Origin of the sequence: Streptomyces aureocirculatus (genome assembly GCF_000720475.1) — a bacterium.
Classification (GTDB): domain Bacteria; phylum Actinomycetota; class Actinomycetes; order Streptomycetales; family Streptomycetaceae; genus Streptomyces; species Streptomyces aureocirculatus.
Map to the genome: position 1 here is coordinate 212774 of NZ_JOAP01000019.1, position 22989 is coordinate 235762.

General features: G+C 70.1%; 15 protein-coding genes and 1 tRNA gene. 6 read left to right on the top strand and 10 right to left on the bottom strand.

Annotation, left to right across the window (positions count from 1 at the left end; all coding sequences use genetic code 11):
- Positions 1-149: 149 nt before the first annotated feature.
- A complete protein-coding gene (pyk, locus tag IG78_RS0118535; RefSeq protein ID WP_030564553.1) occupies positions 150-1586 on the top strand; it encodes a pyruvate kinase in 1437 nt (478 codons plus the stop codon).
- A 12-nt stretch (positions 1587-1598) separates the two neighbouring features.
- Here pyk and IG78_RS0118540 read toward each other — a convergent pair whose 3' ends face one another.
- Positions 1599-2372, bottom strand: coding sequence for a helix-turn-helix domain-containing protein (locus IG78_RS0118540; protein ID WP_030564555.1), 774 nt, complete (start codon positions 2370-2372; stop codon positions 1599-1601).
- Between the two features lie 109 nt (positions 2373-2481).
- Positions 2482-2556, bottom strand: a tRNA-Leu gene (locus IG78_RS0118545).
- Between the two features lie 97 nt (positions 2557-2653).
- Between IG78_RS0118545 and IG78_RS0118550 the strand changes: the two genes are divergently transcribed.
- A complete protein-coding gene (locus IG78_RS0118550) occupies positions 2654-3310 on the top strand; it encodes an ANTAR domain-containing response regulator (protein ID WP_030564557.1) in 657 nt (218 codons plus the stop codon).
- A gap of 135 nt (positions 3311-3445) precedes the next feature.
- Here IG78_RS0118550 and IG78_RS0118555 read toward each other — a convergent pair whose 3' ends face one another.
- The 7 genes from IG78_RS0118555 to IG78_RS0118585 all read right to left on the bottom strand — a co-directional run bounded on the left by IG78_RS0118555 (position 3446) and on the right by IG78_RS0118585 (position 13723).
- Positions 3446-4162 carry an ABC transporter ATP-binding protein gene (locus IG78_RS0118555; RefSeq protein WP_030564559.1) on the bottom strand — a complete coding sequence of 239 codons (717 nt, stop codon included), beginning with the start codon at positions 4160-4162 and terminating at the stop codon, positions 3446-3448.
- Complete coding sequence (locus IG78_RS0118560; protein ID WP_037686308.1) at positions 4159-5082, bottom strand: ABC transporter ATP-binding protein; 924 nt, start codon at positions 5080-5082, stop codon at positions 4159-4161. The genes IG78_RS0118555 and IG78_RS0118560 overlap by 4 nt, the downstream gene beginning before the upstream one ends.
- Positions 5079-6971 (bottom strand): branched-chain amino acid ABC transporter permease, encoded by a 1893-nt coding sequence (locus tag IG78_RS0118565; RefSeq protein ID WP_249926115.1) that lies wholly within the window; start codon positions 6969-6971, stop codon positions 5079-5081. The genes IG78_RS0118560 and IG78_RS0118565 overlap by 4 nt, the downstream gene beginning before the upstream one ends.
- 5 nt (positions 6972-6976) lie before the next feature.
- Positions 6977-7906, bottom strand: a complete 930-nt coding sequence (locus IG78_RS0118570) for a branched-chain amino acid ABC transporter permease (protein ID WP_030564564.1) — start codon at positions 7904-7906, stop codon at positions 6977-6979.
- Between the two features lie 95 nt (positions 7907-8001).
- Entirely contained in the window at positions 8002-9234 is a 1233-nt protein-coding gene (locus IG78_RS0118575) for a branched-chain amino acid ABC transporter substrate-binding protein (RefSeq protein ID WP_030564565.1), read from the bottom strand.
- A 1614-nt stretch (positions 9235-10848) separates the two neighbouring features.
- On the bottom strand, positions 10849-11361 hold the full coding sequence (locus IG78_RS0118580) for a PaaI family thioesterase (RefSeq protein ID WP_051852736.1): 513 nt from the start codon (positions 11359-11361) through the stop codon (positions 10849-10851).
- 82 nt (positions 11362-11443) lie between these two features.
- The gene (locus IG78_RS0118585) at positions 11444-13723 is read right to left on the bottom strand and encodes an FdhF/YdeP family oxidoreductase (protein WP_030564570.1); all 2280 of its coding nucleotides are present in this window, start codon (positions 13721-13723) and stop codon (positions 11444-11446) included.
- 222 nt (positions 13724-13945) lie between these two features.
- Between IG78_RS0118585 and polA the strand changes: the two genes are divergently transcribed.
- The 4 genes from polA to pgfA all read left to right on the top strand — a co-directional run bounded on the left by polA (position 13946) and on the right by pgfA (position 20199).
- Positions 13946-16627 (top strand): DNA polymerase I, encoded by a 2682-nt coding sequence (gene polA, locus IG78_RS0118590; protein ID WP_225882231.1) that lies wholly within the window; start codon positions 13946-13948, stop codon positions 16625-16627.
- Positions 16628-17089: 462 nt separating this feature from the next.
- A complete protein-coding gene (locus tag IG78_RS0118595) occupies positions 17090-18856 on the top strand; it encodes a lytic transglycosylase domain-containing protein (RefSeq protein ID WP_030564574.1) in 1767 nt (588 codons plus the stop codon).
- A gap of 189 nt (positions 18857-19045) precedes the next feature.
- The gene (locus IG78_RS48115) at positions 19046-19180 is read left to right on the top strand and encodes an SPW_0924 family protein (RefSeq protein WP_107054938.1); all 135 of its coding nucleotides are present in this window, start codon (positions 19046-19048) and stop codon (positions 19178-19180) included.
- An 11-nt stretch (positions 19181-19191) separates the two neighbouring features.
- A complete protein-coding gene (pgfA, locus tag IG78_RS0118605; RefSeq protein ID WP_030564576.1) occupies positions 19192-20199 on the top strand; it encodes a cell envelope lipid trafficking protein PgfA in 1008 nt (335 codons plus the stop codon).
- Between the two features lie 21 nt (positions 20200-20220).
- On the opposite strand, the gene IG78_RS0118610 is transcribed toward pgfA, so the two are convergent.
- A complete protein-coding gene (locus IG78_RS0118610) occupies positions 20221-22950 on the bottom strand; it encodes an ATP-dependent RNA helicase (protein WP_030564578.1) in 2730 nt (909 codons plus the stop codon).
- Positions 22951-22989: the final 39 nt, after the last annotated feature.

A 22989-nucleotide genomic window follows, 5' to 3' on the forward strand; every position in this document is an offset into this window, starting at 1 on the left:
ACCACTCAACGCCCCATGGACCAATGAACGCGCTCATCGGAGCGAACACGCGCACACTTCAACACTTGTCAAGAGCCCTTCACGCAAAGGACGTTGAGTAGTCACGCCCGGCCAATTCTCTACCCACCGGTAAGGCCTAGGGTCGAAACATGCGCCGAGCAAAAATCGTCTGCACCCTGGGACCCGCCACCGACACCTACGACCAGATCAAAGCCCTGGTCGAAGCCGGAATGGACGTGGCACGCTTCAACCTCAGCCACGGCACCTACGCCGACCACGAGGAGCGCTACCAGCGCGTGCGCAAGGCCGCCGACGAGAGCCGCCGCAGCGTCGGCGCCCTCGCCGACCTTCAAGGCCCGAAGATCCGCCTCGGCCGCTTCAGCGAAGGACCCGTACTCCTCGAACGCGGCGACGAATTCACCATCACCGTCGAACCCGACGTCCAAGGCGACCGCCAACACTGCGGCACCACCTACGCCGGCCTCGCCAACGACGTCACCACCGGCGAACGCATCCTCGTCGACGACGGCAAAGTCACCCTCGAAGTCACCGCCGTCGACGGCCCCCGCGTCACCACCACCGTCATCGAAGGCGGCATGGTCTCCGACCACAAAGGCCTCAACCTCCCCGGCGTCGCCGTCTCCGTCCCCGCCCTCTCCGACAAGGACGAAGCAGACCTCCGCTGGGCCCTGCGCACCGGCTTCGACGTCATCGCCCTCTCCTTCGTCCGCAGCGGACGCGACATCGAAGACGTCCACCGCATCATGAACGAGGAGAACCGCCGCCTCCCCGTCATCGCCAAAGTCGAAAAACCCCAAGCCGTCGACAACATCGACGACATCGTCGCCGCCTTCGACGGCATCATGGTCGCCCGCGGCGACCTCGGCGTCGAAATGCCCCTCGAACAAGTCCCCATCGTCCAAAAACGCGCCATCAAACTCGCCCGCCGCAACGCCAAACCCGTCATCGTCGCCACCCAAATGCTCGACTCGATGATCGACAACTCCCGGCCCACCCGCGCCGAAGCCTCCGACGTCGCCAACGCCGTCATCGACGGCACCGACGCCGTCATGCTCTCCGGCGAGACCAGCGTCGGCAAATACGCCATCGAGACCGTCCGCACCATGGGCCGCATCGTCGAAGCCGCCGAAGAAGACATCCTCGCCAAAGGGCTCCCGCCCCTCACCGAACGCAACAAACCCCGCACCCAAGGCGGAGCCGTCGCCCGCGCCGCCGCCGACATGGGCGACTTCCTCGGCGCCAAGTTCCTCGTCGCCTTCACCCAGTCCGGCGACACCGTCCGCCGCCTCTCCCGCTACCGCTCCCCGATCCCCCTCCTCGCCTTCACCCCCGACGCTGCGACCCGCTCCCAGCTCAACCTCACCTGGGGCGTCGAAACCTTCCTCGGCCCGCACGTCGACTCCACCGACGCGATGGTCCGCCAGGTCGACGAGCAGCTCCTCAAGATCGGCCGCTGCGTGCCGGGCGACATCGTCATCATCACCGCGGGCTCACCCCCCGGAGTCCCCGGCTCCACGAACCTGGTCCGCGTCCACCACATCGGCGAGTCCGACAGCCCCCGCTAGCCCGGCCCTCCCTCAGTACTTTTTCCCGACGTGGGCGTCCATGAGGGCTACGGAGGCTTTGCGGGCGATGGAGACGGTGACGGCGGCGCGGCTCTGGTGCAGCGTCTTCCACTCGACGCCGAGCCGGTCGAGGGTGTCCGTGCAGAGCCGGATGATGTCGGTCGACGTATTCGTGAAGAAGTACCGCGGATACTCGTAGCGCTTGCGTTCGCCGCCGACGATCCGGGTAGTCCAGTTGATGACACGGCAGCCGTCGGAGTGGATGAGCCCGCGGAGGAACTCCCAGGGGTGATCGTCGACGATCTCCTGCTGCCAGGCTTCGAGCGCGATGGTGCGCGTGTGCTTCTTGCCGGGGCCGTGCTGCGGGAAGAAGCAGGGCCAGTGCTTGCTGTAGCAGGTGACGTTCTGGCAGCCCTGGCGCTGGACGCGGAAGACCTTGTTGTCGGGGCGCAGCACCTGCATCGCCGCGGCGCAGGCGTCGATCAGTCCGGGCCAGGCGTCCGCGCAGGCGATGCGGAGGAAGTAGACGCCTCGGTGGAGGTGGCTGAGGCAGCCGTCGCCGAGATAGAGGCCCAGTAAGTAGGCGTACGAGGACTGATCCTCGGGCTTGCCCGGCGTGTCGTCACACCTCGGACACCCGACGGAGCTCATGACGAGCGGTTCGATCCGGGTCTGCCAGGAGCGGATCGCCGCACGTGATACGCCGGTTTCCTTGCTGACGGAATTCAGGCTGCGGCCTTGCGCAACCAGCGCGAGTGCACGCTTGCGTGTGCCCATGTCGTACATGCGGTCGATGCTGGAGCGGCCGCGACGCCTTTGGCGGGAGAATGGGAGCCGCGTACACGATCAAGTGAAGCTGATCGATTCCGACGTGACCTTGGAAAGTAAGGAAAGGTGCCCCAGGTGGGATTCGAACCCACACTGTCCGCTGTTTGAGAGCGGCCTCTCTAACCAGTTGGAGTACTGGGGCCTAAGAAAAGAAGGGAGAGCGTCCCCCCTCGCGCAACCACCTTACCGCAGCTAGGTAGGCTCATGGGAAGCAGATCTGCCCCGAACGAGGAGCTTCCGTGACCGCCCCCGAGTCGCCCCAGCCCGAAGAGACGACCGACGACGAACAGTCGCACGTCCCGCCGCTGACGACCCGTGTCGTCATCGCCGAGGACGAGGCCCTCATCCGGCTCGACCTCAAAGAGATGCTGGAGGAGGAGGGCTACACCGTCGTGGGTGAGGCCGGCGACGGTGAGAAGGCGATCGAGCTCGCCCGCGAGCACAAGCCGGACCTGGTGATCCTGGACGTGAAGATGCCGGTGATGGACGGCATCTCCGCGGCGGAGAAGATCGCGGAGGAGTCCATCGCCCCGGTGCTCATGCTGACGGCGTTCTCCCAGCGAGACCTGGTCGAGCGGGCCAGGGACGCGGGCGCGATGGCGTACCTGGTGAAGCCGTTCTCCAAGAGCGACGTGGTCCCGGCCATCGAGATGGCGGTGTCGAGGTTCACGGAGCTGAAGGCGCTGGAGCAGGAGGTCGCGGACCTCACGCAGCGTTTGGAGACGCGCAAGCTGGTGGACAGGGCGAAGTCGGTTCTTCAGACGGAGTACGGCCTGTCGGAGCCTGCCGCGTTCCGGTGGATCCAGAAGACGTCGATGGACCGCCGTCTGTCGATGCAGCAGGTGGCGGAGGCGGTCATCGAGGACGCCCAGGAGAAGAAGGCAGCGAAGGGCTAGGGCCCCGCAAGGGGCGCGGGGAACTGCGCGCCGAGCCCCCACCGGCGGGCAGCCGAAAAGAACGAGGAGAGGGCGGTCACCCCACACCGGGGTGCCCGCCCTCTTCGCTGCTCAGGGCCCAGGGGCCAGGAGAAATCAGTCTTCGCCGAGGTAGGCCTTGCGGACGGACTCGTCGTGCAGCAGGTCCTGTCCCGTACCGGAGAGGACGATGTTGCCGACTTCCATGACGTGGCCGTGGTCGGCGAGGGAGAGCGCGGCCTGGGCGTTCTGTTCGACGAGCAGGATGGTGGTGCCCTGGGATTTCAGCTCGGTGATGGTGTGCATGATTTTCTGCATCATGATCGGTGAGAGCCCCATGGAGGGTTCGTCGAGCATGAGGAGTTTGGGGCGTGACATCAGGGCGCGCCCCATGGCGAGCATTTGCTGTTCGCCGCCGGAGAGGGTGCCGGCGGCTTGTTTGCGGCGTTCTCCGAGGATGGGGAAGAGGTCGTAGGCGCGTTGGATGTCTTTTTGGATGTCTGCTTTGTCGTCGCGGAGGTAGGCGCCGAGTTGCAGGTTTTCGGTGATGGTGAGGCGGGGGAAGATGTGTCGGCCTTCGGGGGAGTGGGCGAGGCCGAGGGCGACGATTTTGTGGGCGGGGACGCCGTTGAGTGGCTGTCCGTCGAACATGATTTTTCCGGCGAGGGGTTTGAGGAGGCCGGAGAGGGTGCGGAGGGTGGTGGTTTTGCCTGCGCCGTTGGTGCCGATGAGGGTGACGACCTGTCCGGCTTGGACGCTGAAGGTGATGCCTTTGACGGCTTCGATTTTGCCGTAGGCGACCTTGAGGTCTTCGACTTCGAGCAGTGTGGTCACGGGGTCTTTCCTTCCGCCGAGGTGTCCCCGGGGGTGTCCGCCGAGGTGTCCGCGGGGGTGTCGGCCGGGGTTTGCGCGGCGCCGACTTCTGCGGCTTCGACTTCGGCGACTTCCGCGGCGCCGGGTGCGCCTTCGAAGGGTGTGCCGAGGTAGGCGGCGACGACGCGTTCGTCGGCCTGGACGGTTTCGGAGGTGCCTTCGACGAGTTTTTCGCCTTGTACGAGGACGGCGACGCGGTCGCAGAGGTTGAAGATGAACCGCATGTCGTGCTCGATGACGAGGATGGCGATGCCTTGGTCGCGGATGGCGAAGACGAGTTCTTCGGCGGCGCGGGTTTCTTGCGGGTTCATTCCGGCGGTGGGTTCGTCGAGCAGGAGCAGACCGGGTTCGCTGGCGAGGGCTCGGGCGATTTCGAGCTTGCGTTGTTCGCCGTAGGGGAGGTTGCGGGAGAGGTGGTCGGCTTTGTGGGCGAGGCCGATGAATTCAAGGAGTTCCATGGCTCTGGCGTGGGAGGCGGCTTCGGCTTTTTTGAAGCCGGGGCCGCGCAGGAGGGCGGACCAGAGGCCTTCCTTGGTCCTGGTGTGGCGTCCGACGAGGACGTTTTCGAGGACGGTCATGTTGGCGAAGAGTCGGATGTTCTGGAAGGTGCGGGCGATGCCTGCGTCGGTGACGAGGTGGGGTTTGGCGGGTAGGACGGTGCCTTTGTAGGAGACCTTGCCTTCGGTGGGGACGTACAGGCCGGTGAGGCAGTTGAAGAAGGTGGTCTTTCCGGCGCCGTTGGGTCCGATGAGGCCGACGATCTCGCCGGTGCTGACGGTGAGGTCGACGCTGCGTACGGCGGTGAGGCCGCCGAAGCGCATGGTGACGCCGCTGGCTTCGAGGACGGTGGTTGTGGTGGTTGTGGTGGTCATGGTGTTCACGCCCCCGCCTTGCTTGCGCCGACGGTGCCTTCGGGGAGTTTCTGCTGGTCGGGTACGTCGAGTTGGTCGGTCTCGTGGTATTCGAGCTGGGCGCGCTTGTTGGCGACGAGGCCTTCGGGCCGGAAGCGCATGAGCAGGATGAGGGCGAGGCCGAAGAGGAGGAGTTGGTAGTCCTCGAGGAATTGGAGTTTGGCGGGGATGAGGTAGAGCAGGGCGGCGCCGATGAGGGGGCCGCTGATGGTTCCCATGCCGCCGAGGATGACGGCGGCGAGGAGGAACGCGGAGTTGGGTGGCACGGTGTTGGCGAAGAGGTATTGCTCGGGGGTGATGCTGTAGGAGACGTGGGCTTGGACGGTGCCGGCGAAGCCGGCGAGGGTGGCGCCGAGGGCGAAGGCGATGAGTTTGACGCGGAAGCCGTTGATGCCCATGGCGGTGGCGGCGGTTTCGTCCTCGCGGATGGCGACCCAGGCGCGGCCGATGCGGGATTCGCCGGAGCGGCGGAAGGCGAGGACGACGACGGCGGTGAAGAAGAGCATCAGCAGGTAGTAGTTGGCGGGCCTGCTGAGGGTGAAGCCGAGGACTTCGTGTTCGATGCCCAGGTTCCAGCCGAGGATTTCGAGGTCGGGGATGTTGGGGATGCCTTGGGCGCCGTTGGTGAGGTCGGGGCCCGCGCTGCCGTTGAGGTTGTTCATGGTGATGCGGAAGATCTCGCCGAAGCCGAGGGTGACGATGGCGAGGTAGTCGCCGCGCAGTCGCAGGGTGGGGGCGCCGATGATGACGCCGAAGGCGAGGGAGGCGGCGGCGCCGGCGAGGACGGCGGCCCAGAAGGGGAAGTGGACGTCGAAGGGGGAGGCGGGGGATCCGGAGACGAGGGCTGCGGTGTAGGCGCCGACGCCGAGGAAGGCGACGTAGCCGAGGTCGAGGAGTCCGGCGAGTCCGACGACGACGTTCAGGCCGAGGGCGACGGTGGCGAAGATGAGGATGTTGACGCCGATGAGGGCGTAGCTGGCGTCGCTCTGGGTGAAGGGGAACATGGCCGCGGCGATGATGGCGGCGGTGAGGGTGACGTTGCGGTGTTTGGCGGTGAGGGTGTTGAGGCGGGGGATGAGTCCGGCTCGGTTGAGTGCGGTGGCGCCGAGGATGGTGGTGATGAGGAAGCCGATGAAGAGTTCGGAGTAGGCCTCGATGCCGTAGGCGAGGACGTAGAGGCCGATGCCGAAGGCGGCGGCGATGATGAGGATCTCGACCCAGTCGGGGAGGGTTTTGGCGCGTTGTGGTGCGGGTGCTTTGAGGCTGTGGCGCAGGCGTTGCCAGGGTCCGGCGTGGGGTTCGTCTGCGGGTAGGTCGGAGGGGAGTCCGAGGGCGCCGATGGTGGCGATGAGGGCGCCGATGCCGGAGATCCAGGCGCCGGGTTCGAGGTTGACGATGCCGCCGAGGTGTTCGGCGATGGCGCCCATGGTGTAGCCGGTGGTGCCGAGGACGCCGAGGCTGAGGAGGAGTACGGGGCTGTTGGTGCCGCCGGGGGTGAGCCAGCCGAGGCCGCGGATGCCGTGGCTGGAGAGGGCGAGGAGGAGGGTGAGGGCGGCGCCGGTGAGGGTGACGACTTGGAGGCCGCCGGGGTAGCCGGTGACGGTGAGGTTGCCGGGGAAGGCGGTGGTCCAGGTCCAGGCGAGGAAGGTGCCGATGAGGGCGGTGGCGGAGCCTGCGAGGACGGCGATGCGGGCTGCGGTGGCGGGCAGTGGCAGGGTGGCGGTGGGGGCGTTCGCCGGGGTTTTGGCGGTGGTGCTGGTGTTGCTGGAGTTTTTGCCGTTGCCGGAGTTGCCGTTGCCGGAGTTACCGTTTCCGGAGTTGTCCGGGCCGCCGGTGTTCTTGGTGGTGTTGGTGGTCATGGGTATCACGCCCGATCCGCGACGCGTTCGCCGAGTAGGCCTTGGGGCCTGAGGAGGAGGACGAGGATGAGGAGGGCGAAGGCCCATACGTCCTTCCAGGCGCCGCCGCCGAACTGTTCCATGCCGGGTACGTCGGCCATGTAGCCGGTGGCGAGGGCTTCGGCGACGCCGAGGACGATGCCTCCGAGCATGGCGCCGTAGATGTTGCCGATGCCGCCGAGTACGGCTGCGGTGAAGGCTTTGAGGCCCATGATGAAGCCCATTTTGAAGCCGACCTGGCCGTTGTGGAGGCCGTATCCGACGGCTGCGACGGCGGCGAACGCGGCGCCGATGGCGAAGGCCATGACGATGATGCGGTCGGTGTTGATGCCCATGAGTTTGGCGGTGTCGGGGTCCTGTGCGGTGGCCTGCATGCCGCGTCCGGTGCGGGTTTTGTTGACGTAGTAGGCGAGGGCCAGCATGCACAGGGGGGCGGCGATGATGAGGAAGAAGTCACCGCGTTGGACGTCGGCGCCGAAGATGTGCACGGGTTCGCCGCTGAACTGGGGGAAGGTCCGGTCCTTCTTGGCTTCGGGGTACCACTTCCAGACGGCCTGCTGGAGCAGGATGGACAGGCCGATGGCGGTGATGAGGGGTGCTAGTCGTGGTGCGCCGCGCAGGGGGCGGTAGGCGAAGCGTTCGGCGGCGGTGCCGACGGCGACGGAGCATATGACGCCGCCGATGATCATGAGTGGGATCGCGGCGAGCAGTGAGAACCCGTCGGGTAGCCACAGGGAGACGGTGAGGGCGCCGAAGCCGCCGACCATGAAGATCTCGCCGTGGGCGAAGTTGATGAGCTGGACGATTCCGTAGACCATCGTGTAGCCGATCGCGATGAGACCGTACATCGCGCCGAGGATGAGTCCATTGGCTAGCTGTTGCGGCAGTTCGTTCACCGCACGCCCTCCGTTGGGTGGTTCGGATATGGCACCGCGCGGGAGCGCTGATAGCGCTTCCCGCGCGGTCGGGAGTCAATGGGGTGGGTCGGGGTCTAGCGGGGCTTGTAGGCCTCGCTGAACTTCGAGGTCCACTTGTTGCTCTTGATTTCGTACGCGGTCATCATCGTGTTCGTGGTGTCGCCGTACTCGTCGAAGGAGACGCTGCCGGTGACGCCGTCGAACTTGACCTTGCTCATGGCTTCGAGGACCTTGGCGCGGCCGTCGGAGGGGAGCTTTCCGCCGTTGTCGGTGACGGCGATCTTCACGGCTTCGATGATGGCCCAGGTGGCGTCGTAGGTGCCGCCGCCGTAGGTCTCCATGTTCTCTTTGTAGTTCTTGTTGTATTCGGTGATGAACTTCTTCGCGGAGGGGAGTTCTTCGACGGGGGCGCCGACGGAGGTGCCGAGGTCGCCTTCGGCCTTCTTGTTGAGTTTGGGGAACTCTTCGCTCTTCATGCCGTCGCCGCCCATGAAGGGGATCTTGGCGCCGGATTCCTTGATCTGCTGGCTGAGGGGGGCGGCGGCGGGGTATTCGCCGCCGTAGTAGACGGCTTGGGCGTCGGTGCCCTTGACCTTGGAGGCGACGGACTTGAAGTCGCGGTCCTCGGGGTTGACGTGGTCCTGGCCGGCGATCTTGCCGCCGAGGTCGGTGAAGGTGTCCTTGAAGGACGCGGCGAGGCCGGCGCCGTAGGTCTTCTGGTCGTCGATCAGGTAGACCTTCTTGATCTTCGCCTTCTGGAACAGGTACTGGGCGGCGAACTGGCCCTGGACCTGGTCGGTGGTGGCGGTCCTGAAGAAGGTCTTGAACTGCCGCTTCTTGTCGCCCTTCTTCCAGCCGTCGCCCTGGGTGAGCTCGGTTCCGGTGTTGGCCGGGGAGATCTGGGTGAGGTCGGCGTCGTTGAAGGGTTTCTGCATCGACTGGGAGACGCTGGAGTTCAGGGGGCCGACGACGCCGATGACGTCCTTGTTGCTGATGAACTTCTGGGCGTTCTGGCCGCCGACGGAGGGCTGGGCCTGGTCGTCGAGGGGCTGGAGCTTGAACTCGACGCCGGCGACCGTTTTCTGCTTGTTGGCGGTCTTGACGGCGAGTTCGGCGGAGTTGCGCATGCCGATGCCGAGCGCGGAGAGGTCGCCGGTCAGGGGGGCGTCGAAGCCGATGGTGACCGTGGTCTTGTCGCCGCCGCCGTTGTCGTCGGAGTCCTTGTCGTCGCGCGACCCGCAGGCGGTGAGGGTGAGGGCTCCGGTGGTCAGCACCGTGGTGAGTATGAGCGCGGAACGGTTTCGCACGATGGGTCCTTTCCCTGGCGCGGCCACCTCAGCGGAGGTGCCGTGAAGATCGCCGGGCCGTACTGGTGGTGGTACAGGGCCGTGCAATTCAGTTCGCGCCCGGCGGCGCGGTGACTGGCCGTGACTCTAAGGGGGCAATTGATCCAGGTGGAGTGGTCGGGCCAAGGCTGTGACGCTCTTGTTATGCCACGGAGTATTCCGCGCTGGAACGCAGGGGGTGGTTGTGGCGGAATCTGCATGCTTCGGCAGATCCTGACCTCAGGAAACGTGCAGGACCGTTAACTGGTTTCACTCATGACAGCGGTGTTCGGGGCGTATGTGGGGCGCGTCCGCGAGGAAATGATCTTTTGCGGATGCGAGGTGCTTCCTGTGGGTCTCGGCGGGATTGCGCGGGCATTACGCAGTGTTACTTCTCAAGAATGGAGTCCGGCATTCCGGGCACTTTTCCGCTTTCGTGAATGTGTGCGTCAGGAGTGTTTTTGCGTAGCACTCCTGTTTTCCCGGTGAAGAGTGCGGAGCCTGCCCGGGTGCGGGGGGATACGTGGATATGGCACCGGTTCGGCGTGCCGCGAATACGGTTGGTGACGACGCATGTCCGCTATCCGGACGCCGTACCGGCGAGGGTGGTCGGCCCCTTGCCATTCGTTCATGGGCGCGCGAAGCGCGTCCGGCGGGGCGCCACCAGCGGCTTTGTGCCTGGGCTGCCGTCGGCGGTGGTGGGCCCGCACTGAGTGTGGGCTGGGCGCCCATCAGTTTCCGGCCCCGGACGGCTTCGCGCCGCGCGAGCCCACCGCGGCGAGGGCACACGGGCCGAGGCGTCGGCCCGTGCGCCCGTGCTTGGGCGGGGCCCGCGTTCGTGCTTGGGCGGGGCCCGCGTTCGTGCTTGGGCGGGGCCCGCGTTCGTGCTTGGGCGGGGCCCGCGGGCTGTGCGTCCGTGCTCGGGCTGGGCTCCGCGCGTCCGGTGCTCCGGGCGGGCTCTGTGCGTCCGCAGTCGGGCCCGGCCCAGTGCGCCCGTGCTCGGGTGGGGGCTGTGCGCCGGTGCTCCGGGCGGGGTTCCGTGCGTCCGCAGCCGGGCCCGGCCCAGTGCGCCCGTGCTGGGGCGGGCTCCGTGAGCCCGTGCTCGGGTGAGGGCTGTGCTCGGGCCGGGCTCCGCGCGCCGGTGCTCGGGCGGGGTTCCGCGCGTCCGCGCTCGGGCCCGGCACCGTGCGTCCGTACTCGGGAGGGCCGCGATTCCGTACGCGGACCGGGGCTGTGGGGCCATGCCCGGGTCGGGTCTGTGCGTCCGTGCTCGGGCGGGGCGTGTGCGTCCGTGCTCGGTTGGGCCCGTGATTCCGTACCTGGGCCCGGTCCGTGCGCCTGTACTCGGGCGCGGCCTCGTGCGTTCGTGCCCGGGCGGGTCCGCGATTCCGTACGCGGGCCGGGGCTGTGGGGCCATGCCCGGGCCGGGTCTGTGCGTCCGTGCTCGGTTGGGCCCGCGATTCCGTACTCGGGCCGGGCCCACGCGTCCGCGCTCGGGCCCGGCCGCCCGTACCTCCGCACACGGGCGGGGCCCCTACGCCCCTACTCGGGCGCGGCCCGTACCCGTACCGGCGCGCCGGAGCCGTAGGCCCGGGATCAGGCGGTGGTGTTGTTGCCGGGTGCCGTCCCTGGGCCGTCGGTCGTGTCGCCCGTGGTCGTCGCGGGGCGCAGCATGCACGTCAGGCGGGCGGTGCACACCCGCTTGCCGTGCTCGTCGCTGATGACGATCTCGTACGTGGCCGTGGAGCGCCCCCGGTGCACCGGGGTGGCCACGCCGGTGACCAGGCCGGAGCGCACGCCGCGGTGGTGTGTGCAGTTCAGGTCGACGCCTACGGCGAGCTTCGTGCTGCCGCCGTGCAGCATCGAGCCGACCGAGCCGAGGGTCTCGGCGAGGACGGCGGACGCGCCGCCGTGCAGCAGGCCGTACGGCTGGGTGTTGCCCTCCACCGGCATGGTGCCGACGACGCGCTCGGCGGAGGCCTCCACGATCTGTACGCCCATGCGGTCGCCGAGGTGGCCGGCGGAGAACAGGGCGGGCAGGTCGACGCCGAGCGCGGCGTACTCGTCGATGACCTCTTGCGGGAACTTCGTCGTGTGCTGCTCACCCATCGGTCCTGGCTCCGTTCGTCGACGACACCTGTGCACCACGACGGCGGTCGCCGTGGCGGCCCACCGGTTGCTGAGCGAACGCTCAGTCGGTCGTCGATTGTTCCAGGCGCACGACCACGGACTTGCTGGCGGGGGTGTTACTGGTGTCGGCGGTGGCGTCGAGCGGCACCAGGACGTTGGTCTCCGGGTAGTACGCGGCGGCGCAGCCGGGCGCCGTCGGGTAGTGCACGACGCGGAAGCCGGGGGCGCGCCGCTCGACGCCGTCCGTCCACTCGCTGACCAGGTCGGTGTACGAGCCGTCGGCGAGGCCGAGTTCGCGGGCGTCGTCGGGGTTGACGAGGACGACGCGGCGGCCGTTCCTGATGCCTCGGTACCGGTCGTCGAGGCCGTAGATCGTGGTGTTGTACTGGTCGTGGGAGCGCAGGGTCTGGAGCAGGAGGCGGCCCGCGGGAAGGCGTGGGTACTCCACGGGCGCGGCGGTGAAATTGGCCTTGCCGGTGGCCGTCGGGAAGCGGCGTTCGTCGCGCGGGGCGTGCGGCAGCGTGAAGCCGCCGGGCTGTGCGACGCGTGCGTTGAAGTCCTCGAAGCCGGGCACCACGCGCGCGATGCGGTCGCGCACCGACGCGTAGTCCTTCTCGAACTCCTCCCAGGGCGTCGCCGACTTCGGGCCGAGGACGCGGCGGGCGAGGCGGCACACGATGGCGGGCTCGGACAGCAGGTGGGGGCTCGCGGGATCGAGGCGGCCGCGGGATGCGTGCACCATCCCCATGGAGTCCTCGACGGTCACGAACCGCTCGCCGCCGCCCTGGACGTCGCGTTCGGTGCGGCCGAGCGTCGGCAGGATCAGGGCGCGCGCCCCGGTCACGGCGTGCGAGCGGTTCAGCTTCGTGGAGACGTGCACCGTGAGGCGGGCGCGTCGCATCGCGGCCTCCGTGACGTCGGTGTCCGGTGAGGCGGCGACGAAGTTGCCGCCCATCGCGAAGAACACCTTCGCCTTGCCGTCGCGCAGCGCCCGGATGGCGCGGACGACGTCCAGGCCGTGGTGGCGCGGCGGGGCGAACCCGAACTCCTTCTCCAGGGCGTCGAGGAACGCGGGCGCGGGCCGCTCGAAGATGCCCATCGTGCGGTCGCCCTGCACGTTCGAGTGGCCGCGCACCGGGCACACGCCGGCGCCCGGCCTGCCGATGTTGCCGCGCAGGAGCAGGAAGTTGACGACCTCGCGGATCGTGGGCACCGCGTGCTTGTGCTGGGTCAGGCCCATCGCCCAGCACACGACCGTGCGTCTGGAGGCGAGGACCATGCGCAGCGCCTCCTCGATGCGGGTGCGGTCGAGGCCGGTCGCGGTCAGCGTCTCGTCCCAGTCGGCGGCGCGGGCGGCGGCCACGAAGTCCTCGTACCCGTGGGTGTGCTCGCGTACGAAGTCCTCGTCGACGGCGCCTTGCGTCTCCAGGATCAGCTTGTTGAGGAGGCGGAAGAGGGCTTGGTCGCCGCCGATGCGGATCTGGAGGAACAGGTCGGTGAGGGCGGTGCCCTTGAGCATGCCCTGGGGGGTCTGTGGGTTCTTGAAGCGCTCCAGGCCCGCCTCGGGCAGCGGATTCACCGTGATGATCTTCGCGCCGCCGCGCTTGGCCTGTTCCAGGGCGGACAGCATCCGCGGGTGGTTGGTGCCGGGGTTCTGCCCGGCCACGATGATCAGGTCGGCCTTGTGGAGGTCTTCGAGCAGCACGCTGCCCTTGCCGACGCCGAGTGTCTCGGTGAGGGCGGAGCCCGAGGACTCGTGGCACATGTTCGAGCAGTCGGGGAGGTTGTTCGTGCCGAGCTCGCGGGCGAAGAGCTGGTAGAGGAACGCCGCCTCGTTGCTGGTGCGTCCCGAGGTGTAGAAGAGGGCCTCGTCGGGGGAGTCGAGGGCGGTGAGCTCCTCGGCGACGATGTCGAGGGCCCGCTCCCACGGCACCGGCTCGTAGTGGTCGGCGCCCTCCGCCAGATACATGGGGTGGGTGAGGCGGCCCTGCTGGCCCAGCCAGTACCCGCTGCGGATGGCCAGGTCGGTGACGGGGTGCGCGGCGAAGAAGTCCGGGGTGACGCGGCGCAGGGTCGCCTCTTCGGCGACGGCCTTCGCGCCGTTCTCGCAGAACTCCGCCGTGTGCCGGTGCTCCGGCTCCGGCCAGGCGCAGCCGGGGCAGTCGAAGCCGTCCTTCTGGTTGACGCGCAGCAGGGTGAGCGCCGTGCGCCGCACGCCCATCTGTTTCTGCGCGACGCGCAGCGTGTGGCCGATGGCGGGCAGACCGGCGGCGGCGTGCTGCGCCTCGGTGACCTGGGGCGCGTCCTGGACCGGATCGCCCTTGGGCGGCTTGCTTGCCATGGCCTGCTCCTCTTCGAGCGCATGCGTGAGATACGTCTCCGATCCTCCCACGCACCACTGACACAGGCGCCGGCCGGGCTCGCGGTGGCCTGAGTGTCAGTGGGGCGTGGCAGGATCGGGGGCGTGGCAGAAACAGCAGCGAAGAAGAAGTCCGCGCCCGCCGCGAAGGCGGCGAAGAAGGCGACCCCGGCCGGCGGCGGTGAGCGTCCCCGCCTGCTCCTGATGGACGGGCACTCGTTGGCGTACCGGGCGTTCTTCGCGCTGCCCGCGGAGAACTTCACCACGGCGACGGGCCAGCCGACGAACGCGATCTACGGCTTCGCGTCGATGCTGGCGAACACGCTGCGCGACGAGGCGCCCACGCACTTCGCGGTGGCCTTCGACGTCTCCCGCAAGACCTGGCGCTCCGAGACGTATCAGGAGTACAAGGCGAATCGCTCCAAGACCCCCGACGAGTTCAAGGGCCAGGTCGAGCTGATCGGCGAGCTGCTCGACGCGATGGGCGCGGTGCGGTTCGCGGTCGACGGCTTCGAGGCCGACGACGTGATCGCCACCCTCGCCACGCAGGCGGAGGCGGCCGGTTTCGAGGTCCTGATCGTCACCGGTGACCGTGACTCCTTCCAGTTGATCACCGACCACGTCACGGTGCTGTATCCCACGAAGGGCGTCTCGGAGCTGACGCGCTTCACGCCGGCGAAGGTCGAGGAGAAGTACGGCCTCACTCCCGCCCAGTATCCGGACTTCGCGGCCCTGCGCGGCGACCCGTCGGACAACCTGCCCGGCATCCCCGGCGTGGGCGAGAAGACCGCCGCGAAGTGGATCACCCAGTTCGGTTCGTTCGCGGAGCTGGTGGAGCGCGCCGACGAGGTCAAGGGCAAGGCCGGGCAGAACTTCCGCGACCACTTGGAGGCGGTGCGGCTCAACCGCCGTCTGACCGAGCTGGTGCGGGACGTGGAGCTGCCGAAGTCGGTCGCCGACCTGGAGCGTGCCGCGTACGACCGCAAGGGCGTCGCGATGGTCCTCGACACCCTGGAGATCCGCAATCCCTCGCTGCGGGAGCGGCTGCTCGCCGTGGACCCGGGCGCGGAGCAGGCCGAGGAGGCCCCGCCCGCCGAGGGCATCGACCTGGACGGCTCGGTCCTCGGCGCCGGTGAGCTGGCGGGCTGGCTCGCCGAGTACGGCAACGCGGTCCTCGGTCTGGCCACGGTCGACTCCTGGCAGCTCGGTGCCGGCTCGGTCACCGAGGTCGCTCTCGCGGCGGCCGGTGGCGCCGCCTGCTGGTTCGACCCGGCCCGCCTCGACCAGGCCGACGAGAACGCCTTCGCGACCTGGCTCGCCGCTCCCGGCAAGCCCAAGGTCCTGAACAACGCCAAGGGGGTGATGCGTGTCTTCGCCGAGCACGGCTGGAGCGTCGACGGCATCACCATGGACACCTCCCTCGCGGCCTATCTGGTCAAGCCGGGCCGCCGCTCCTTCGACCTGGACGCGCTGTCCCTGGAGTATCTGGGCCGGGAGCTGGTCCCCGCGGCGGCGGCGGACGGCGGGCAACTGGCGTTCGGTGAGCCCGACGAGGACGACGAGAACACAGCGGGGGCCGCGGCCGACGAGCTGATGGTGCGCGCCCGCACCATCCTCGACCTGGGCACCGCCTTCGGCGACCGCCTGAAGGAGGTGAACGCCGCCGGTCTCCTCAAGGACGTCGAGCTGCCCACCTCCACCCTCCTGGCCCGCCTGGAGCGGTACGGCATCGCGGCCGACCGCGCCCATCTGGAGGCCATGGAGCAGCAGTTCGCGGGCGCCGTGCAGCAGGCGGTGAAGGAGGCGCACGCAGCGGCGGGCCACGAGTTCAACCTGGGCTCGCCCAAGCAGCTCCAGGAAGTCCTCTTCGGCGAGCTGGGCCTGCCCAAGACGAAGAAGACGAAGACCGGGTACACCACGGACGCCGACGCGCTCGCCTGGCTAGCCGCCCAGACGGACAACGAACTGCCCGTCATCATGCTCCGCCACCGCGAGCAGGCGAAGCTGCGCGTCACCGTCGAGGGCCTGGTCAAGTCGATCGCCGCGGACGGCCGCATCCACACGACGTACAACCAGACGGTGGCCGCCACCGGGCGTCTCTCCTCGACCGACCCCAACCTCCAGAACATCCCGGTGCGCACCGACGAGGGCCGGGCCATCCGCCGCGGCTTCGTCGTCGGTGAGGGCTTCGAGTCCCTGATGACCGCCGACTACAGCCAGATCGAACTGCGCGTCATGGCGCACCTGTCGGAGGACGAGGGCCTCATCGAGGCGTTCACCTCCGGTGAGGACCTGCACACCACGGTCGCCTCACAGGTGTTCGGCGTGGAGCGTTCCGCCGTCGACGCCGAGATGCGCCGCAAGATCAAGGCGATGTCGTACGGCTTGGCGTACGGCCTGTCGGCGTTCGGCCTCTCGCAGCAGCTCGGCATCGAGGCGGGGGAGGCGCGTGCCCTGATGGACACGTACTTCGAGCGCTTCGGCGGGGTGCGCGACTATCTGCGCCGCGCTGTCGACGAGGCCCGCGCCACGGGGTACACGGAGACGATGCTGGGCCGTCGCCGCTATCTCCCCGACCTCAACAGCGACAACCGGCAGCGGCGCGAGATGGCTGAGCGGATGGCGCTCAACGCGCCGATCCAGGGGACGGCCGCGGACATCGTCAAGGTCGCGATGCTGAACGTGGACCGGGCGCTGACGGAGGCGGGGCTCTCCTCGCGGATGCTGCTCCAGGTCCACGACGAAATCGTCCTGGAGATCGCTCCTGGCGAGCGGGGGGCGGTCGAGGGTCTCGTCCGCCGGGAGATGGCGGGGGCTGTCTCGCTGCGGGCGCCGTTGGATGTGTCGGTGGGAGTGGGTGCCGACTGGGAGTCGGCGGCTCACTAGCCTTCGGCCGGGGGGGCTTCTCGGGCTGCGGAGTGCGTTTTGGGTTGCTGCCGGTTGGGGGTGTCGCGCTGCGCGCTCGTCCTCAAGCGCCGGACGGGCTTGGATTTCGCGTCCCGGGGGGTGTTTGGCTGCGGGCCGTGGGTGGGTTGTCGCGCTGCGCGCTCGTCCTCAAACGCCGGACGGGCTATGGGGGCGCCGGGCGGGCTATGGGGGGTCACCGGACGGGCTTTGGGGGGCACCGGGCGGGCCGCCAGGTCGCCCTCTGGGCGTGAACGCCGAGCAGCCGTGGTCGTAACGTGTGGAATCGGGACGGGGCTGTGACGCGGTAATCGGGAAAATCGGGCACGAACAGGTGTCTCGGCTGGTGAAGTTGTCGTAGTGTCGCCTGAGTCGTTCCGGGAGGGCGCGCGGGTGCGCGGAGTCGGGGCGGGGCAGGGTCGCCAAGGGGAGGGACATACGGACATGACGGCGGTATTCGGCAGGCGGATGCGCAGGACCGCGGTGACCACCGCCGTCGCCGCCGCGGCGGTGGCGGCGCTGGCCGCCTCGCAGGCGCCGGGCGCGACGAGCGACGACGCGCGGGACGACCGGGCGGGTGCCGCGGGCTCCTCGCCGGCGCCGGACGGTGACTCCGCGACCGGCAACTCGCCGTACTACACGGACCTCCCGCCCCTGCAGAGCCCCGTACCGCCGACCGGAAAGCCCGGCGGCCCCGGCACCGGCGAGCGGGAAGCGGGCCTGCCCGCGACCGTTCTCGACGCGTACAAGAAGGCCGAGACGGCCGTGCGCACGGACCGGCCCAACTGCAACCTGCCCTGGCAGTTGCTCGCCGCCATCGGCAAGGTCGAGTCGGGCCAGGCCCGCGGCGGCCGCGTCGACGCCGAGGGCACGACGTTCACGCCGATCCTCGGCCCGGTGCTCAACGGCAACGGCTTCGCGAAGATCACCGACACCGACCGCGGCGCCTACGACGGCGACACCACGCACGACCGCGCCGTCGGCCCCATGCAGTTCATCCCGTCGACGTGGGCCTTCGCCGGCAAGGACGGCAACGGCGACGGCAAGAAGGACCCCAACAACATCTACGACGCCGCGCTCGCCGCCGCCCACTACCTGTGCGCGAACGACCGCGACCTCGCCGTCGACGACGACCTGCACGCCGCGATCCTCAGCTACAACCGCTCCACGGAGTACCTGAACACGGTCCTGTCGTGGCTGGAGTACTACCGCAAGGGCACCCACGAGGTCCCCGACGGCACCGGTGTCCTGCCCGACGACCGCAGCGACACCACGCGGCCGAACCGGCCGAACCGGCCCACGCGCCCCACCCCCGGGCCCAGCAGCCCGCCCACGTCGCCCACCCCCGGGCCGAGGCCGCTGCCCTCGCCCGACAAGCCCGACAAGCCCGACAAGCCCGACAAGCAGCCCGGCGAGACACACCGGCCCGGCACTTCCGACCCCAACACCGGGACCCACAAGCCGCCCACCCCGGGCAAGCCCGGCGACGGCACAGGCAAGCCCAGGCCGCCGAAGCCGTCCGAGCAGGTCGCCCAACTGGCGAACGCGGGCGCCGACGAGCTCACCGCGACCGCCGGTGACGCCTTCGAGGAGCGCGTCGCCGTCAAGGCCGAGACCCGCTCGGGCCTCGGCGTCGCCAAGGTCAAGGTGCGGTTCACCGTCTCCGGCGACACCGACACCCGGTTCGACGGCGGCGCCCGCAGCGTCACCGTCACCACGACCGCCACCGGCACGGCGACGGCGCCCGAGCTCCGGGCGGGCGAGCGGACCGGCGAGTTCACCGTCCGGGCCCGCGTCGTGGACCGCTCCCTGAGCGCCGTCGAGGTGCCCGCGACCGTCACCGCACCCCGCGCCGACGCCCTGGAGCGCATCGGCGACAAGCCGCTGACCTGCGCCCCCGGTCAGGAGTTCGCCGAGCGCCTGCGCGTCAAGGCGACGTACGAGGGAGAGCGCGCCGCGGGCGTCGCCGCGACCGCCACGCTGGTCGGGTCGGCGCGGGACGCCACCGCCAACGACAAGGGCCCCTACTTCAAGGACGCGAACGGCAAGCCGCTGCGTGCCCTCAAGGGGCTCAAGACCGACGCCGACGGCAAGCTGCTGCTGCCGAAGCTGTACGCCGACGACACCGAGGGAACGTACCTCCTGCGCATCGTCACCAACGGCGGAGCCACGCTCACCGTCGAGCTGAAGGTGGCCGCACCGGCCGCCTAGAGCCGCACCGCGCCCGCGCCGCGCCCGCACCGCGCCCGCACCGGTCCCACCAGGTCCCGCCGCAGCACCCGGACCGCCTCCGGCCCCTCGGGGCCGGGGGCGGTTTCGTGTGCGACGTGTTCTCATCTGGCCCGCACGTTGCTACGGTGCCCCCGCCCTGACGCACAGTCAGTTCCCGGGAGACCCCGTATGCGTGCCCTCATCGCCGCCGCCATCGGCCTCGCCGTCGCCCTCGCCCTGGTCCTGACGGTCACCGCCATCGGCGCCCCTACCGGCGAGACCTCGCCCGAACCGCTGCTCACCACCGTCCCCGAGCACCCGTAGGGAGGGCCGAGATGCGCCGCAAGGCCGGCCTGGTCCTGCTCGCCTTCGCCGTCTTCTGCGCGGCCATGTCCCCGCTGCTCCGCTGGTACGCCTTCCCCCGCCTGGTCAAGATCCCCGCCGACCGGTACCAGACGATGGTCCTGGAGGCGAAGCCCGCGACCCTCATCGACTACGGCACGATGAAGGCCAGGAAGGTCCCGAAGATCACCGTCGTGCAGACCCTCAAGGGCAACGTCGAGGCGTCCGAGAAGATCGAGAAGAACGACGGGGACTCCTCGCGGGACGTCGTGGTCTGGGACGGCCTCTCCTACGTCCAGGGGCCCGACGGGAAAATGGTCTCCAAGATCCCCGAGCGGTACATCTTCGACGCCCACAGCCAGGAACCCGTCCACGCCACCGGCGAAACGGTCGACGGCGACCCCGTCAAGCGCGAGGGCATCGAGTTCAAGTGGCCCTTCCTCACCGAGAAGCGGGACTACGCCTACTTCGACGCGCAGGCCCGCGTCACCAAGCCCATCCACTACAAGGGCGCACAGAAGTTCCGCGGCGTCGACGTCTACTACTTCGAGCAGACCATCCCCTGGACCAAGGTCCCCCTGCCCAAGACACTCCCCGTCAAGGGCATCACCCCGCGGTCCATCGCCGAAACGGGTACGACGCGCTGGTACACCACGGTCCGCAAGTTCTGGGTCGAACCCACCACCGGGGCGCCCGTGTACGGCGAGGAGATCCACCGGGAGGAGCTGCGGGGCGGCACCCTCCTCGGCGACCGGGACAAGGTCACCGCGTTCTCCGGGCACGTGAAGATGCGCGAGGACTACATCCGGGACACCGTCGACCTGGTCAAGTCCCAGCGAGTCCTGGTCGTGCTCATGACCTCGTACCTGCCGTGGGGCCTGCTCGTCCTCGCCGCGCTGCTCCTCGCCCTCGCCCTGTGGCTGGAGGCCCGCAGCCGCCGACCCGGCGATCCGGCCCCCGCGACGGACCGGGACCCGCAGCCGCAGCCTGCGAACGCGTGAGCCCCCGCCGCGGGCGGTGACTCAGGACCGCTCCTGCCGGGCCTTGGTGTGCCGTGTCGGCGCCGCCGTCGCGGGGTCCTCGGGCCAGGGGTGCTTCGGGTAGCGGCCGCGCAGTTCCGCGCGCACGGAGCGGTAGCCGTCGCGCCAGAACGAGGCGAGGTCGGCGGTCACCGCGGCCGGGCGGCCCGCGGGTGACAACAGGTGCACGAGCAGTGGCACGCCCGCCACCCGCGGAGTGTCGTCGAGCCCGAACATCTCCTGCAATTTGACGGCGAGTACGGGCTGTTCGGGGTTCGTGTAGTCCACCCGGATCCGTGATCCGCTCGGTACCGCGACGCGCTCCGGCGCCAGCTCGTCGAGGCGCACCGCCTCGCCGGTGGCCCACGGCAGCAGCCGCGTCAGGGCCTGGCCCGCGTCGATGCGGCCCAGGTCGGCGCGGCGGCGGGCGCGGCCGAGCTCGGGTTCGAGCCAGGCGTCGGGCCGGTCGAGGAGCGCGTCGTCGGACACGTCGGGCCAGGGGGCGCCGAGGTGCCGGTGCAGGAACCGCAGCCGGTCGCGCAGCGCGTCGCCGTCCCGGTCCCAGCGCAGCAGCCCGAGCCCCGCACGCCGCAGCCCCTGAAGGAGCCCGTCCCGTACGAGTCCGGGGTCCGGGTCCTTGAGCGGGCGCACCGCGAGCTCCACCGCGCCGAGCCGCTCCACGTGCCGGGCGAGCAGGTCGCCGTCGGCCCAGGCCACCTCGTCCCGCTCCGTGTGCAGCGGGGCGGCGGCAGCGCGGGCCGTGTCCTCGTCGACCACGGCCCCCAGCCGCACCCGCGCGTGCCCCGCACCGACGGGCCGATCGGCCACCGCGACCGCGATCCACGGCGCCCCCGCAAGCCCCGACCCCCCACCGACCTCGGCCCGCGTCCCACCCACCATCAAATACGTCCCGTCCTCCTGCAGCCGCCCCACCCGCTCAGGAAACCCCGACGCGACAACACCCCCGACAACGAAATCGTCCCCGGGACCCCGGCCCCCACCCTGCCCTCCGCCCCCACTCGTGGCACCGGTCCCGCCCCCGACCTGCGACGCCTCGCCCGCAGCGCCAGCACCCCCCAGCTCGGGTTCAGGTTCAGGTCCACGTTCACGGGCGGATGGGTGGGAGATACCCCGCGCCGAGGGCGAGGAGCTGACGGACGAGGACGACGAAGGCGAGGACAAGTTGGCGGACGCCGTGAGGCGGGAGGTCTCGCGGCGCCAGCGTGCCGCGTACGCATCACCCCCGCGCCGCGCGGCCCGCAACACCCCGGCGAGATCATCCCCGTACGCACGGGGAGGCTCCTCGCTGAGCAGAGCGACGACCTCCGCGGCCCGTCGCGAGCCGACCCGCGGCGCCGCGTCGAGCAGCGCCCGCGCGAGCCGGGGATGCACCCCGGCCCGGGACAACCGGACCCCCCGGTCGGTGACCCGCCCCGTCCCCGAGTCCACCGCCCCGATCGCCGCGAGCACATCCCGCGCCGCGGCCATCGCCCCGGCGGGCGGCGCGTCCAGGAGAGCGAGCCCGGCAGCGCCGGGGTCCCCCCAGCACGCGGCCTGGAGCGCGAACGCGGTCAGGTCCGCCACCTTGATCTCCGGCGCGGGGAACCGGGGCAGCCGCACGTCCTCCGCCTCCGCCCAGCACCGGTACACCGCTCCCGGCGCCTCCCGCCCGGCCCGCCCCGCCCGCTGCCGCCCGGCCGCCTGCGAAGCCCGTACCGTCACCAGGGAGGAAAGCCCCCGCGCGTGGTCCACCCGCGGCTCCCGCGCGAGACCGGAGTCCACCACCACCCGCACACCCGGCACCGTCAGGGACGACTCGGCCACGGACGTGGCGAGGACGACCCGGCGCCGCGCACCCCCCGCGAGCACCGCGTCCTGCACCGCCGCGGGCGCCCGCCCGTGCACCTGAAGCACCTCCACACCACCCGCGCCCCCGCCGCCGTTCACGCCATCCACCTCGCCCCCGGCCCCGAGCTGCGCCGCCACCCGCCCGATCTCACCCACCCCGGGCAGAAAACACAGCACGTCCCCCGTGCGCTCCCGCAGGGCCCGCCGCACCACGGCGGCGACATGGGAGAGCAGCGCCGGGTCGACGTGCGTCCCGCGCGGCGGCCGTACGGGACGCGTGGGCGGCGCCCACACCACCTCCACGGGGTGCGCGGTCCCGGCGGCCGTCACCACGGGGGCGCCACCGAGGACCCGCGCCCACCCCTCCGCGTCCGTGGTCGCCGACGCCGCGATCAGCTTCAGCTCCGGGCGCAGCGCCTCGCGCACGTCGACCAGGAAGGCCGCGACCGTATCGGCGTCCAGGTGCCGCTCGTGGCACTCGTCGATCACGACGACGTCCACACCGGCGAGCTCCGGGTCCCGCTGCAGGCGCTGCAGCAGCACCCCGGTCGTGACGACCTCCACGCGCGCGTGCGGCCCGACCACGCGTTCGCCGCGCACCGTGTAGCCGACGCGCTGCCCGACCTGCTCGCCGAGCAGCCACGCCATCCGCCGTGCGGCGGCCCGAGCGGCGATGCGCCGGGGCTCGGCGACCACGACCCGGCGTACCGGACCGCCCCCGCCCCCGCCGTCCGCGGCGAGCCCGGCGAGCGCGAGCGGTACGAGGGTGGTCTTGCCGGTGCCGGGCGGCGCGCACAGGACGGCGGCACCCGGCCCCTCAAGGGCGGCACGCAGCGCGGGCAGCACCTCGCGCACGGGCAGGTTCAGAGCGGCGTCACGGATCACCCGCTCAGTCTCGTACGCCGCCGACCCGACCCGGAACGG

Bases quoted from the DNA above. Each gene is read 5' to 3' on its own strand.
- IG78_RS0118580 (WP_051852736.1), bottom strand. From the start codon at position 11,361: ATGGGTGAGCAGCACACGACGAAGTTCCCGCAAGAGGTCATCGACGAG.
- IG78_RS0118585 (WP_030564570.1), bottom strand. From the start codon at position 13,723: ATGGCAAGCAAGCCGCCCAAGGGCGATCCGGTCCAGGACGCGCCCCAG.
- IG78_RS48115 (WP_107054938.1), top strand. From the start codon at position 19,046: ATGCGTGCCCTCATCGCCGCCGCCATCGGCCTCGCCGTCGCCCTCGCC.
- pgfA (WP_030564576.1), top strand. From the start codon at position 19,192: ATGCGCCGCAAGGCCGGCCTGGTCCTGCTCGCCTTCGCCGTCTTCTGC.
- IG78_RS0118540 (WP_030564555.1), bottom strand. From the start codon at position 2,372: ATGTACGACATGGGCACACGCAAGCGTGCACTCGCGCTGGTTGCGCAA.
- pyk (WP_030564553.1), top strand. From the start codon at position 150: ATGCGCCGAGCAAAAATCGTCTGCACCCTGGGACCCGCCACCGACACC.
- polA (WP_225882231.1), top strand. From the start codon at position 13,946: ATGGACGGGCACTCGTTGGCGTACCGGGCGTTCTTCGCGCTGCCCGCG.
- IG78_RS0118565 (WP_249926115.1), bottom strand. From the start codon at position 6,971: ATGACCACCAACACCACCAAGAACACCGGCGGCCCGGACAACTCCGGA.
- IG78_RS0118595 (WP_030564574.1), top strand. From the start codon at position 17,090: ATGACGGCGGTATTCGGCAGGCGGATGCGCAGGACCGCGGTGACCACC.